We start from the raw sequence: 14,403 nt of genomic DNA on the forward strand, positions 1-14,403 counted from the left end.
GTTTGGAAACTTGGTTTCCAAACTTTTTATTTACTAAAGAAGAAGGGTGGGGTGAATTCTTTTAATTTTTCAAAACAATCCAAAGCTCCTTGGTTGTCTTCGCAGATGACCAAACAGACATCGTCTCCACAGATGGTGGCTACAATTTCTTGGAGTTCCAATGCATCTAAGATAGCTCCAAAGGATTGGGCAAGACCTGGAAGAGTTTTTACAACGACCTGGTTTTGAACGGGCCGCAACATGACTAAGGCATCTTCCATATACATCCGCAGACGCTTTTCCCAACGGGAAGGAGCGATGGTGTTCATGGCATAGTAGGAACTATCCCCCTCGTTAATTTTTACTAGATTCAAGGATTTGACATCCCGTGAAAGGGTGGACTGGGTAACGAGAACGCCATTAGCTTCTAAGGCTTCTTGAAGTTCTTGTTGGGTATGAATCCTACGCTCAGAAATGATAGAGCGGATCAAGCGGTGGCGGCTTTCAATTTTATTCATGAGAGACTCCTTTACTTGATGAACATAGCATCCCCAAAACTGAAGAAGCGGTAGCGTTCTTGAATCGCATGGTGGTATGCTTCGAGGGTTAATTCACGGCCGGCAAAGGCAGAAACCAACATGACCAGAGTTGATTTTGGAAGGTGGAAGTTGGTTGAAAAGGCATCGACGACTTTCCATGTATAACCTGGTTTGATAAAAATATTGGTCCAGCCTGAATCAGCTTGGATGTCTCCATCAAATTTGTTGCCAATCGTCTCAAGGGTCCGAATAGAAGTCGTTCCGACGGCCACGATGCGTTTTCCTGCAGCTTTTACCTGACGAAGGGTCGCAGCAGCTTCTTCAGAAAGTTGGTAAAATTCAGAGTGCATCTCATGGTCTTCAAGATTGTCCACGGATACTGGACGGAAGGTTCCTAGGCCCACATGAAGGGTCAAATAGACCAGGTGAACCCCTTTTGCTTCAATCTTTTGGAGCAATTCTTGGGTGAAATGAAGACCTGCCGTTGGAGCTGCAGCAGAACCATTTTCTTTGGCGTAAACGGTTTGGTAGCGCTCGCGGTCAGCAAGCTTTTCGTGAATATAGGGAGGAAGTGGCATTTCACCAAGGCTTTCCAAAACTTCTAAAAAGATCCCTTGATAGTGGAAGCGAACAATGCGGCCTCCGTGCTCTAATTCTTCCTCAACGGTTGCGGTCAAACGACCATCTCCGAAGCTGACTGTGGCCCCTACCTTTAAGCGTTTTGCAGGTTTTGCCAAGACTTCCCAACAGTCATCTTGAGTATTTTTAAGGAGAAGGAATTCGACGTGACCACCTGTTTCTGGTTTGACTCCATGAAGACGGGCAGGTAGCACGCGCGTATTGTTCATGACAAGAGCATCTCCTGGCTCCAATTCATCCAAAATTGCATCAAAATGACGGTCTTGGAATTGCCCTGTTTTTCGATCGAGAATCAAGAGTTTAGAGGCATCTCGTTTTTCAAGAGGGGTTTGAGCAATCAGTTCTTCAGGCAAATCAAAGTCAAAGTCGTTGGTATTCATTTGCGCTCCTTTTATAATAAATTTGTGAGTAGATAGATGGTAGTCCCGACCGCTATGAGCATCAGGCAGATTCCCATCAAAAAGATCAGGACCTTGAGAATCTTTCTTTGATGAATCAAGAAAGATAAGAGAAAGACAAGGAGTCCGATCAAAAAAATGATGAATAATAGTGATACAATCATACCTTTCATTATATCACGAATCGACTTGAAAATGAAAAAAATGCCAGAAAAAGATAGCGGTTTCACTTGACAAAAATTGGTCTATACCATATAATAAGAGCATAGAGAAATAGGAGGTCTATCCAATGAAAATTATTGAAGTAAAGGACCAAATTGAGGGTGGAAAAGTTGCCTTTGATATATTGAAAGAAACTTTAAAGGAAGGTGCTCAAACCTTAGGACTTGCGACTGGAAGCAGTCCCCTTGAGTTTTATAAACAAATTCGTGAAAGTGATTTGGATCTGTCTAATCTAATCAGTGTGAACTTAGATGAATACGTAGGGTTGACGGGAGATGATCCTCAATCTTATCGGTATTTCATGGAGAAAAACCTCTTTGATGCCAAACCATTCAAAGAAAGTTATCTCCCATCAGGTGTAGAAGAATCTGCCGATCAAGAAGTGATCCGTTATAACAAAATACTCGAAGAGCATCCAGTGGACCTTCAAATCTTGGGAATCGGGCGCAATGGGCATATCGGTTTTAATGAGCCAGGGACATCCTTTGATAGTCAGACCCACTTAGTCCAGTTGGATGCCTCTACCATTGAAGCTAATTCTCGTTTCTTTGATAAGATCGAAGATGTACCAACCCAAGCCATTTCGATGGGGATTGCCAATATCTTAGCAGCGAAATCAATCGTCTTGTTTGCTTATGGGGAATCAAAAGCCCAAGCAATTAAAGGAACGGTAGAGGGGGAAAGGACAGAAATAGTGCCAGCTAGTGCCCTTCAAGGACATCCAAATGTGACCATTATTGCGGATAAGGAAGCCTTGAGCTTGTTAAGTCGATAAAAAACAGGACCTATCGCCGATTTATTCGGGCCAGATAGGTTTTTTTCTGCTTCAAAGTATGGTACAATACAAGTAATTATCTGCTGGGATTGGCTCTTTTCATCTACTGGGAGACAGGAGAAAAGAGCATGAGGGCTAGAAGCTTGTTTCAGCCTCCAGCTGATTAGTCTGTTATAAAGGAAAAGTTTATGATAAAAAAATATTTGATCCATATTTGCCTCCTTCTGAGTCTCTTATGCCAGCCAGTTCTAGCGAGTGCGGATGAATTGGTAGATATGGCGCAAAAGATGTATCCAAATGACAATGTCCAAGCTATAAACCGTCCACATTCTTCGCTCATCATTGACGGCAATACGGGAAATGTTCTTTGGAAAGACAATATCGATGAAGCCAGAGATCCGGCCAGCATGAGTAAGCTCATGACGCTCTATCTCTTGTTTGAAGATATGGCAAATGGCAAGATCAGTAAGGATACAGTGATCAAGGCGACCGCTTCAGACCAAGCGATCGGAAAGATCTATGAGATCTCCAACAATAATATTGTTGCTGGGGTAGACTACACAATTCCTGAGTTGATTACCATGACAGTGGTTCCATCCTCAAATGTATCGACCCTCATGTTGGCCAATCTCATGTCCAACAATGATCCAGATGCCTTTATCGAGCGCATGAATGCCAAGGCTAAGGAATTAGGGATGACCAATACGGTCTGGAATAACCCGAGTGGGGCGGCCATCTCCACCTTGCAGGGCTACTATCAGGTCAACAATTATCCAAATGATGCGGCCAACCAGACAACTGCGCGTGATTTAGGGATTCTGGTTTATCATTTTATCAATCAATACCCAGATATTTTAAACTATACCAATCAAGCACAAGTCACGGTCAAAAAAGGGACTCCATATGAGGAAACCTTTGATACCTACAATTATTCATTGCCAGGAGCCAAGTATGCCTTGAAAGGTGTGGATGGTTTGAAAACTGGTTCAAGCCCTCGTGGAGCTTTCAACTATATCGCGACCATCAAACGGGGCAATCAGCGCTTAATTGCTGTCATTATGGGCGTAGGAGATTGGGCAGACCAAGATGGGGAATATTACCGTCACCCGTTTGGCAATGCCTTGATCGAAAAAGCCTATAAAGATTTTGGCTATAAAAAATTGCTAGATGCAGGTGTCCAGAAGATTGACGGCAAGACCTATACACTTGAAAAACCCTTCTATGCAACGGTCAAAAAAGGTGCTAAAGAACCGACCCTTGCGGTAAAAGATGGCTATCTGACAGTAGATAATGATCTCTACACGTTGTCTGAAGGTATCCGAGATGATATGAAGGTAGAAGAAGGGGCCAAGCCAGAGCTTGTCAAAGAAACAGCAAGTGGGAAAAAGACAACGGCTAAGCACAGTAAATGGCTTTCGCTGGATCACTTCCTGATCTTGATTCCAATTCTCATTCTTGTCATCATTCTCTCGATTGAAAAACAAAGTCGTGAGAGACGCAAAAAAGAGGCTCAAAAGCGCTATAATAAAGAGTAAAATAAAACCTAACTGATTGTCAGTTGGGTTTTGTCATTGTCTCATTCCGATATTTTTAGAAAGGATTCATATGAAAAAATTCCGAAATTCTTATGCGGCTTATATGTTGCTCTATAGTTTTTATTTTATGTCCACATCTCTCTTTACGACCCTCATTTCCGTCTATTTGATGGGAAAGCACTATAGTGCAACCCAAGTGTCGACCTTGGTATCGGTTGCTTTTTTCTTATCCATGGTAGCCCAACCCTTCTTTGGTTATATCAATGAGCGATTTGGAATCGTAAAAATGACGACCCTCAGTCTGAGTGTGATCATTGGTGGTGTCTTCGGTTGTCTTTGGGCCCCCAATCTCTTTTGGCTGACCGTTTTTTATGGGATTGTTCTAGTCTGTTTGAATGGGACAGCTCCCATGATGGAAGTATTTGCAACGCAAAGTCCATACGCTTTTGGGAAGATTCGCGTTTGGGGAACCATTGGCTACTCGGTCGGTGTCCAAATAGCCGGCTGGGTCTATCATCAGTTTAGCCCCCAAGCTGTTTATTATACGGTTTTGATCACCATTTTACTCAGCATTTTCTGTCTAAGTGCGGTTCGAATGAAGAAAAAAGAGACAGTCGTAGAAAAGGAAAAACACTCTGTCTCTATTCGTCCTCTTCTTCACAATGGACCTTATCTCTTCTTTATTGTGTTGATTGGCTTGGCTTCAGGGGTTGGAAATATTGGTCATACCTATATTCCTGAGCTACTCATGGATAGTGGTCTACCAGTCCATATTGCCTCTACGGTTGTAGCTATCTCCGTCGTAGTGGAAGCTCCCTTGATCTTTTTCTCTGATCGATTCATGGACCACTGGCCTTTACGGGTTTTGATCGCTCTTCCAATCGGGATTATTTTTGCTCAATATGTTGTCTACGCTCTTCCAAGTCCTGTCTTCTTAAAAGTGCTTTTGACTCTTTTAGCCAAGCATACAACAGGGATGGTTTTGATTATGGTCTCCTTACGGTTTATTGCCCAACAGGTGAATGGCAAAGACTTGGTTCTTGCCATGGCTATTGTCCAAGGAGTTCGTTATTTAGGAACCATTCTTTTACAACCTCTCGCAGCCCTCTGTATTGAAAGAGGTGGTTACCAAGTCATGAGTTTCTTTTTAGAAGGGGTTGTAGGGATCGTCTTTTTGCTGAGCTTTGCCTTAAAAATGCCCCAAGGGAAGGCTCACGGCCTTTTTGGTGGCAAAGTAGACTAATGAAATTGTTACAATTGTATGACTAATCATCGAGGAGTTGGACAGAAACACTGATTTCACAGTGTTTTGTCCAACTTTTTTGCTAATATTAAGAACTAGTGATTAATTTGACAATCAAAGTATTCGATGGTAGAATGAGGTAAAATAAATATAAAGGAGACCATTTTATGAAAAAAATGATCTTATCGACAGCTGCTCTTTTGACGATCTTTTCCCTAGCTGCTTGTTCAAACAAACAAGACACAAAGAAGGAAACTTCAAACAGTCAATCAACGACTAAAGTGACGAGCAAATCTGCCAACACTTCAAAAAGTTAGGATAATTCAACAGATTCAGAAGATACGTCATCTTCTAGCCTCTTAACAGATGCTGAAATCAACAAGGCTAAGACAGTTGGAGACTTCAAAAAGTTGTTTGCAAAATTAATGGATCAATCTGTTTCTATTACTGAAGAAGCAGGCACTTCTGTGACAGGTTCTGCAAAAGAACAATACGATGCAATGATTAGTACCTTAAAGCAAGGATTAGAAAACCAAAAAGATATCTTTAATGAAGGCTTGGAAAGCATCGGTTCAGATAGTACAGTCGTTCCTAAAGAAGACCGTGAAGCGTTGATCGAAATCTTGAAAGATGCTCGTGAAGAGTTGGAAAGTACTCGTAAAGAAATGAAAGATATGCAGAAAGAATTGAGTAAATCTCCTGTTGCTGATGATTCTAGTGATGATTCAGATTCAGATTCTGAAGAATAAAAAGAAGAAAAGGTTGGAATTTCCAGCCTTTTTCCTATTTTTTTTTCGAATGATATAGATGAGGAGGTGGGCCTATGTTTATTGCCATGGATAACAATCAAAAGCGGTGGAACTGTATGGAAGAGATCCCAGCTGTGACAGAAGGTCCCTTCTATTGCTTGGCTTGTCATAGTCCAGTGCGTCTAAAAAATGGCTCGGTTCTACGGGCTCATTTTGCTCATATAAAATTACAGCATTGTCCCTATCATCACGAAGCTGAGAGTTTTGAACATCTGGAATTAAAAGCTTGTCTTTATGATTGGGCCTCTAAGGAATCTCATACAGAGGTAGAAAGTTATTTAGCAGACTTTCAACAAATTGCCGATCTTTTGGTAGTAGACAAGAACTTAGCTTTGGAAGTGCAGTGCAGCTCCTTATCTTTAGAACGCTTGAAGGAGAGGAGCGATGCTTATCGATCCAACGGTTACCATGTCTATTGGTTACTTGGTAAAAAGTTGTGGCTCAAGGAAAGACTAACAAAGCTGCAGGCTGGCTTTCTTTATTTTAGTCAGAATCGAGGGTTCCATCTTTGGGAATTGGATCTGACAAAGAAAGAGCTACGTCTGCAATACCTCATCCATGAGGATTTACGAGGGCGATTGCATTATCAAACAGAAATTTTCCCTTTTGGCCAAAGGTCTTTACTGGAAGTCTTACGGACCCCTTATCTTTCGCAACCCATGCAGCAAATGGCAGTCGAGCTCGATCGTACATTTTTAACGTATATACAGCAGCAACTCTTTTATCGTCATCCAAAGTGGCTGAAGCTTCAGGAAGAACTCTATATGCAGGGACACCATCTGATGGAACTGGGGCTGGATTTCTTTTATCCTCTTTGTCGTCCGATCCTTTCACAGAACTTGCTCCAAATTAAAGAGGATGTAGAAGGTTACTACCAGCAATTTATGACCTATTATCAGTCGCAAGGGATCCAACCCGTTCAGATCCTTTATCCCCCACGTTTTTATGCTCAACAGAAAAGCTAACTTTCTAAGATAGAAAACCTCCCGAAATGTTCATTTTTATGCTAAAATAGTACCATTGGAGGATTAATCGAAATGGTAAAACAACGTAATGAAATTGATGAAAAATACCAATGGGATTTGTCGACAATTTTTGCGACAGATCAAGCTTGGGAAGAAGCAGCAGCAAGCTTAGCTACAGATATTAAAGCAGCAAGCCACTATGCTGGCCATTTGTTGGATTCAGCGCAAACACTGTTGGATACAACCAATGCATATTTGGAATTGAGTCGTCGTTTAGAAAAGGTCTACGTCTATGCCCATATGAAAAATGACCAAGACACACGAGTGGCTAAATACCAAGAGTACCAATCAAAAGGGATGTCTCTTTATAGCTTGTTAGGTGAAACCTTTGCCTTCTATGAGCCTGAATTCATGGCCATTACGGATGAGCAATACAAGACCTTTGTGAGTGAAGTTCCAGCCTTGGAACAATATGGTCATTATTTTGATCGTTTGCTAGAGAAAAAAGAACATGTCTTGTCTCAAAAAGAAGAGGAATTACTTGCAGGAGCTGGTGAGATCTTTGCGGCTGGGGGTGAAACCTTTGAAATCTTGGACAATGCAGATATTGTTTTCCCAACTGTGCATGATGACAAGGGCGAAGAGGTTCAATTAACCCATGGAAACTATATTTCTTTGGTAGAATCAAAAGATCGTGCCGTTCGTAAAGAAGCTTACGAAGGCCTCTACAAGGTTTATGAACAGTACCAACATACCTATGCTAAAACCTTGCAAACCAATGTGAAAGTTCACAACTTCAATGCCAAAGTTCGCAAATTCTCATCTGCCCGTGAAGCGGCCCTTTCTGAAAACTTTGTACCAGAAAGTGTTTATGATAGCTTGGTAGCAGCTGTGAACAAACATTTGCCACTCTTGCAACGCTATGTACAATTGCGTTCAAAAATTCTTGGAATTTCAGACTTGAAGATGTACGATATGTATACGCCATTATCCGATACAGACTACAAGTTTACCTATGAAGAATCATTGGCCAAAGCAGAAGAAGTCTTGGCTGTTTTGGGTGAGGACTACCTTTCTCGTGTAAAACGAGCCTTCAGCGAACGGTGGATTGATGTGCATGTCAACCAAGGAAAACGCTCAGGTGCTTATTCAGGTGGTTCTTATGATACCAATGCCTTCATGTTGTTGAACTGGCAAGATACATTGGATAATCTCTTCACCTTGGTCCATGAAACTGGTCACAGTATGCATTCTAGCTATACCCGTGAAACCCAGCCTTATGTCTATGGGGACTATTCCATCTTCCTTGCTGAAATCGCCTCTACAACCAATGAAAATATCCTGACCGAACGTCTGTTAGGAGAAGTAGAAGACGATGCAACTCGCTTTGCTATTTTGAATCACTTCTTGGATGGCTTCCGTGGAACCGTCTTCCGTCAAACGCAGTTTGCTGAATTTGAGCATGCCATCCATAAAGCAGACCAAGAAGGTACCGTTTTGACTAGTGAGTTCTTGAACAACCTTTATGCAGAGCTCAATGAAAAATACTATGGTCTTTCAAAAGAAGACAACCCTGAGATCCAATATGAATGGGCTCGGATTCCTCACTTCTACTATAACTACTATGTCTTCCAATATTCAACAGGTTTTGCAGCAGCTTCAGCCTTAGCTGAAAAGATTGTTCATGGAACACAAGAAGATCGTGATAAATATATCGACTACTTGAAAGCTGGAAATTCTGATTATCCACTCAATGTCATCCGCAAAGCAGGTGTGGATATGGAAAAAGAAGACTACTTGGACGCAGCCTTTGCGGTCTTTGAACGTCGGTTGAATGAATTTGAAGCCCTAGTAGAAAAATTAGGACTAGCATAAGATGGTAGAGTCTTATAGTAAAAATGCCAACCACAATATGCGCCGGCCAGTGGTTAAAGACGAGATCGTTGACTTTATGCGCACGCGTCAAAAACCGGTAGCAGGTGCCTTGGAGGAGTTAGAAGCATTCGCCCGCAAGGAAAATATTCCGATTATTCCGCATGAAACGGTAGCTTACTTTAGACTACTCCTGCAAGCCCTACAACCAAAGAAAATCCTTGAAATTGGGACAGCAATCGGGTTTTCAGCCCTCTTAATGGCTGAAAATGCCCCCAACGCACAGATAACGACCATTGATCGGAATGAGGAAATGATCGGCTTTGCCAAGGAGAATCTGGCTAAATACGATCAGAGAAAGCAAATCACCTTGCTTGAAGGAGATGCAGTAGATGTCTTGCAGGATTTAACAGAGACCTATGACTTTGTCTTTATGGACTCTGCTAAGTCTAAGTACATCGTCTTTTTGCCACGAATTCTCGAACTCTTAGAGGTTGGGGGAGTCGTGGTATTGGATGATATTTTCCAAGGAGGAGATGTTGCCAAGGACATCATGGAAGTGCGTCGTGGGCAACGAACCATTTACCGGGGGCTTCAGAACCTCTTTAATGCGACTCTCAATCATCCAGATTTGACCGCTAGTTTGGTGCCACTTGGAGATGGTATTTTGATGATTCGGAAAAATGCAGAGACGGTAACCTTGCCAGATCCTAGCTCTTTTTAGGTAAATTTAAGGTATTCTCTCTAATTTGTGGTAAAATAGAAGAAGTTTAAAAAGGAACGGAGAATAATTTTCATGAAGAAAAAACTTGTAGCAGGTGCTGTGACCTTGCTATCAGTCGTAACACTAGCAGCGTGTACCAATGGCACAAACAAAGATATCGTGACCATGAAAGGGGACACGATTACAGTTTCTGATTTCTATGATGAAATCAAAACCAACCAAGGTGCTCAACAAGTTCTTTTCCAAATGACCATCAATAAAGTCTTTGAAAAAGAATATGGATCAAAGGTTTCTGATAAAGAAGTCGATAAAGAATTGGCTAAACAAAAGAAACAATTGGGGAACCGATTCGATGCTTACTTGGCGCAACAAGGCTTGACGGAAGAAACAGCGAAGAAACAAATCCGTAGCAATATGTTGTTGGAATATGCAGTCAACCAAGCTGCTAAGAAAGATATCAAAGAGTCTGACTACAAGGCGGCTTTTGAATCTTACACACCAGAAGTAACAGCACAAATTATCAAGTTAGATTCAGAAGATAAAGCAAAAGAAGTGTTGGAAGCAGCTAAAGCGGAAGGTGCAGACTTTGCCCAAATCGCCAAAGACAATTCAACAGATACTGCTACAAAAGACAAAGGTGGCGAAGTCAAGTTTGATTCAGGAACAGCAGATATTCCATCTCAAGTCAAAGAAGCTGCCTTTAAGTTGGATGAAAATGGGATTTCAGATGTGATCACAGTTTCAGCAGGTCAAAACTATTCTGCTAGCTACTATATTGTCAAATTGAATAAGAAGACAGAAAAAGGCTCTGACTGGAAGAAATACGAAAAACGTTTGAAAGAGATCATTGTTGATGGTCGTAAGCAAGATACCAACTACATCCGTAGCATTATTGCAAAAGCGATGACCAATGCCAATATCAAGGTCAAAGATGATGCCTTCAAATCAACATTTAACCAATATTTGCAAAATATCGGTGTTCAAACAAGTGATAGCAAATCATCATCTAAAAAATAGTTGACGGTTCCTTTTGGAACTTGTATAATGAAATAGTTGAGAATAAATCATTGTTACTCGGAATCAGAGAAGTGGCGGGGGTGTGAGCCATGGAAGAGAAATGATTTTGCTACTCGGCTGAGACAATTGCATATAAAATGAAGAATGACAAGTTCATTGAATGAAGGTGGTACCGCGGTTTTTCGCCCTTCGTTTAGTGGCTTGTCTTTTGTTTATGGGCAGTTGTCTGGAGCTTTTTAAAGGAGATCAAAAGATGCGAACCTATCAAGTGAAACAAAAATTTCGATTGGGTGGCGAGCGGTTCGATATCAAAGATGAGTTGGGAAATGTTGAGTACCAGGTTGAGGGATCTTTTCTTAAGATTCCCAAGACTTTTACCATCTACGATAAGAATGGACAAGAAGTGAGCCATATCACCAAAAAAACAATCAGCTTTCTTCCCAAGTTTGTGGTTGAGTTGAAGGATGGGGATCGCTTTTTTATCCATAAAAAGCTGACGCTCTTCAGGGATAAATACGATATCGAAGATTTGGGACTGCGGGTACAGGGAAATATCTGGGACCTAGAATTCAAATTGTTTGATGATCGGGATCAAATCGTCGCTGAGATTAGCAAGGAACTCTTTCATCTAACCTCTACCTACCAAGTATCGGTGTATGAGGATGAATACGCTGATTTAGTCATCTCACTTTGTGTCGCCATCGATTATGTCGAAATGTTAGAAGCTGGCGCAAATTAATCTTAAAAAAATTAGGAGAAAAATATGAAACAATTATCTAGTGCACAAGTCCGCCAAATGTGGCTTGATTTCTGGGCAAGCAAAGGCCACTCTGTAGAACCATCTGTTAGCTTGGTTCCAGTAAACGACCCAACGCTTTTGTGGATTAACTCAGGGGTTGCCACTCTTAAGAAATACTTTGATGGGACCATCAAACCTGAAAATCCACGGATTACTAATGCTCAAAAGGCTATTCGGACCAACGATATCGAAAACGTAGGGAAGACTGCCCGTCACCATACCATGTTTGAAATGTTGGGGAACTTCTCTATCGGAGATTACTTCCGTGATGAAGCCATTACGTGGGCTTATGAGCTTTTGACAAGTCCGGAATGGTTTGACTTCCCCAAAGACAAACTTTACATGACCTATTATCCTGACGACAAGGATTCATACAACCGTTGGATCGCTGTTGGGGTAGATCCAAGTCACTTGATCCCAATCGAAGACAACTTCTGGGAAATCGGTGCAGGGCCTTCTGGACCAGATACAGAAATCTTCTTTGACCGTGGAGAAGCCTTTGACCCTGAAAATATCGGTCTTCGTCTGCTTGCGGAAGATATCGAAAACGACCGTTACATCGAAATCTGGAACATTGTCTTGTCACAATTTAACGCAGACCCTGCTGTTCCTCGTAGCGAATACAAGGAATTGCCACACAAGAACATTGATACGGGCGCTGGTTTGGAACGTTTGGTAGCCGTTATCCAAGGAGCGAAGACCAACTTTGAAACAGACCTCTTCATGCCAATCATCCGTGAAGTGGAAAAGATGTCTGGTAAGACCTATGATCCAGATGGCGATAACATGAGCTTCAAGGTGATTGCTGACCACATCCGTTCGCTTTCATTTGCGATTGGTGATGGGGCTCTTCCAGGTAATGAAGGACGCGGTTACGTTCTTCGTCGTCTCCTCCGTCGTGCTTCCATGCATGGTCAAAAATTGGGGATTGAAGGAACCTTCTTGTATAAATTGGTTCCAACCGTTGGGAAGATCATGGAAAGTTACTACCCAGAAGTACTTGAAAAACAAGACTTTATCGAAAAAATTATCAAGAGTGAAGAAGAGTCATTTGCTCGTACTTTGAATTCTGGTCAACACTTTGCCCAAACCATCGTTGAAGACTTGAAAGTCAAAGGTCAAACAGTGATTGCTGGCCAAGATGTCTTTAAACTTTATGATACATACGGATTCCCAGTAGAATTGACAGAAGAAATCGCTGAAGAAGCAGGTATGACAGTCGACCGTGAAGGTTTTGAAGCAGCCATGAAGGAACAACAAGAACGTGCGCGTGCATCAGCTGTTAAAGGCGGATCCATGGGGATGCAAAATGAAACCCTTCAAAACATTACAGTTGAAAGTAGCTTCAACTACAATGCCAGCCAATTGCCTTCTAAGTTGGTGGCTATCGTAGCGGACAATGCAGAAGTAGAGGCTGTATCAGAAGGGACTGCATCATTGATCTTTGCAGAAACTCCATTCTATGCTGAAATGGGTGGACAAGTTGCGGACCATGGTCAAATTTTGGATGCTGCAGGAAACGTCGTAGCGACTGTGACAGACGTTCAAAAAGCACCAAATGGACAACCACTTCATACTGTTGAAGTTCTTGCTCCTCTTGCCTTGAACCAAGAATACACTTTGGCGATCGATACCAATCGTCGTCATCGTGTCATGAAGAACCACACTGCAACTCACTTGCTCCATGCGGCTCTTCACAATATCCTTGGTAACCACGCAACCCAAGCAGGATCTCTCAATGAAGTAGAATTCCTTCGCTTTGACTTTACCCACTTCCAAGCCGTGACTCCAGAAGAATTGCGTGCTATTGAGCAACAAGTCAATGAAAAGATTTGGGAAGCGATCGCAGTCGAAACGATTGAAACAGATATCGATACTGCTAAAGAAATGGGAGCTATGGCCCTCTTTGGTGAGAAATACGGTAAGGAAGTTCGCGTAGTCACTATCGGGGACTACTCTGTTGAGCTCTGTGGTGGTACCCACGTAGGCAATACTTCTGAAATTGGACTCTTCAAGATTGTCAAAGAAGAAGGGATCGGATCAGGAACTCGTCGTATCTTGGCAGTGACTGGTAAGGAAGCCTTCGAAGCTTATCGTGAACAAGAAGATGCTCTGAAAGCAGTCGCAGCAACCTTGAAAGCACCTCAACTCAAAGAAGTTCCTCACAAGGTGGAAGGACTTCAAGAGCAACTCCGTCAATTGCAAAAAGAAAATGCAGAATTGAAGGAAAAAGCGGCGGCAGCGGCAGCAGGCGATGTCTTCAAGAATGTTCAAGAAGCAAACGGACACCGTTACATTGCCAGCCAAGTTTCTGTATCAGATGCAGGTGCTCTTCGTACCTTTGCGGATAACTGGAAACAAAAAGATTACTCTGACGTCCTTGTTCTTGTCGCAGCTATCGGTGATAAGGTCAATGTCCTTGTAGCCAGCAAGACAAAAGAGGTCCATGCAGGAAATGTGATCAAAGAATTAGCTCCAATCGTCGATGGACGTGGTGGTGGTAAACCAGACATGGCCATGGCAGGAGGAAGCAACCAAGCGAAAATCCAAGAATTATTGGATGCTGTAGCAGGTAAATTGTAATAATCGGAGAGGTTGGATCTTTGTCCAACCTCTTTTTTCAAAAAAGAAGAAGATCCAATTAGAAAAAGATTGCAACAAAAAAACCTTTCCGTCTGGAAAGGTTTCAGATTGAAGATAAAGTCTTCTAAAAAACTTTTCTTAGGTGAGTACGGACGTCAGCGAACTTCAAAGAAGTTCCATGACTTAGTTTTGGACCTAAGGTTTCAAAACTCCCGAGTGCTAGAAACAATCGTGTTTCTAGCACTTTTCTCACGGCGGAAAGTTTTTAATCTTCAAAAAATAAAAGTCATTTTTTGAAAATCAT

General features: G+C 42.0%; 13 protein-coding genes. 11 read left to right on the forward strand and 2 right to left on the reverse strand.

The genetic code is table 11. The features are described 5' to 3' along the window. Positions 1 to 26 precede the first annotated feature (26 nt). Both HMPREF2904_RS03585 and queA read right to left on the reverse strand, forming a co-directional pair. The gene (locus HMPREF2904_RS03585) at positions 27 to 497 is read right to left on the reverse strand and encodes an arginine repressor (protein ID WP_003006364.1); all 471 of its coding nucleotides are present in this window, start codon (positions 495 to 497) and stop codon (positions 27 to 29) included. An 11-nt stretch (positions 498 to 508) separates the two neighbouring features. Further along, a complete protein-coding gene (gene queA, locus HMPREF2904_RS03590; RefSeq protein ID WP_031573475.1) occupies positions 509 to 1,537 on the reverse strand; it encodes a tRNA preQ1(34) S-adenosylmethionine ribosyltransferase-isomerase QueA in 1,029 nt (342 codons plus the stop codon). 307 nt (positions 1,538 to 1,844) lie between these two features. On the opposite strand from queA, the gene HMPREF2904_RS03600 reads away from it, so the two are divergent. The 11 genes from HMPREF2904_RS03600 (at position 1,845) to alaS (ending at position 14,099) form a co-directional block, all read left to right on the forward strand. Then, the gene (locus tag HMPREF2904_RS03600) at positions 1,845 to 2,552 is read left to right on the forward strand and encodes a glucosamine-6-phosphate deaminase (protein ID WP_070660158.1); all 708 of its coding nucleotides are present in this window, start codon (positions 1,845 to 1,847) and stop codon (positions 2,550 to 2,552) included. A 188-nt stretch (positions 2,553 to 2,740) separates the two neighbouring features. Next, positions 2,741 to 4,087 (forward strand): DUF1958 domain-containing protein, encoded by a 1,347-nt coding sequence (locus HMPREF2904_RS03605; RefSeq protein WP_049472142.1) that lies wholly within the window; start codon positions 2,741 to 2,743, stop codon positions 4,085 to 4,087. Positions 4,088 to 4,157: 70 nt separating this feature from the next. Then, complete coding sequence (locus HMPREF2904_RS03610; RefSeq protein ID WP_070660161.1) at positions 4,158 to 5,330, forward strand: MFS transporter; 1,173 nt, start codon at positions 4,158 to 4,160, stop codon at positions 5,328 to 5,330. Positions 5,331 to 5,497: 167 nt separating this feature from the next. Further along, on the forward strand, positions 5,498 to 5,647 hold the full coding sequence (locus HMPREF2904_RS11885) for a hypothetical protein (RefSeq protein WP_256263228.1): 150 nt from the start codon (positions 5,498 to 5,500) through the stop codon (positions 5,645 to 5,647). Positions 5,648 to 5,740: 93 nt separating this feature from the next. After that, complete coding sequence (locus HMPREF2904_RS11890; RefSeq protein WP_256263229.1) at positions 5,741 to 6,079, forward strand: hypothetical protein; 339 nt, start codon at positions 5,741 to 5,743, stop codon at positions 6,077 to 6,079. Between the two features lie 74 nt (positions 6,080 to 6,153). Then, a complete protein-coding gene (locus HMPREF2904_RS03620; RefSeq protein ID WP_070660164.1) occupies positions 6,154 to 7,104 on the forward strand; it encodes a competence protein CoiA family protein in 951 nt (316 codons plus the stop codon). Positions 7,105 to 7,176: 72 nt separating this feature from the next. Further along, positions 7,177 to 8,979: an oligoendopeptidase F gene (pepF, locus tag HMPREF2904_RS03625; protein ID WP_070660167.1), complete on the forward strand. Its 1,803-nt coding sequence runs from the start codon at positions 7,177 to 7,179 to the stop codon at positions 8,977 to 8,979. Between the two features lies 1 nt (position 8,980). Next, the gene (locus tag HMPREF2904_RS03630; protein ID WP_070660170.1) at positions 8,981 to 9,700 is read left to right on the forward strand and encodes an O-methyltransferase; all 720 of its coding nucleotides are present in this window, start codon (positions 8,981 to 8,983) and stop codon (positions 9,698 to 9,700) included. Positions 9,701 to 9,772: 72 nt separating this feature from the next. Continuing rightward, complete coding sequence (gene prsA, locus HMPREF2904_RS03635; protein WP_070660173.1) at positions 9,773 to 10,717, forward strand: peptidylprolyl isomerase PrsA; 945 nt, start codon at positions 9,773 to 9,775, stop codon at positions 10,715 to 10,717. A gap of 253 nt (positions 10,718 to 10,970) precedes the next feature. Continuing rightward, positions 10,971 to 11,456: an LURP-one-related/scramblase family protein gene (locus tag HMPREF2904_RS03640; RefSeq protein WP_003012021.1), complete on the forward strand. Its 486-nt coding sequence runs from the start codon at positions 10,971 to 10,973 to the stop codon at positions 11,454 to 11,456. A gap of 24 nt (positions 11,457 to 11,480) precedes the next feature. Then, positions 11,481 to 14,099: an alanine--tRNA ligase gene (gene alaS, locus HMPREF2904_RS03645; RefSeq protein ID WP_070660177.1), complete on the forward strand. Its 2,619-nt coding sequence runs from the start codon at positions 11,481 to 11,483 to the stop codon at positions 14,097 to 14,099. Positions 14,100 to 14,403: the final 304 nt, after the last annotated feature.

The sequence above is a fragment of the Streptococcus sp. HMSC072G04 genome (genome assembly GCF_001813295.1).
In the GTDB taxonomy this organism is placed as follows: Bacteria; Bacillota; Bacilli; order Lactobacillales; family Streptococcaceae; genus Streptococcus.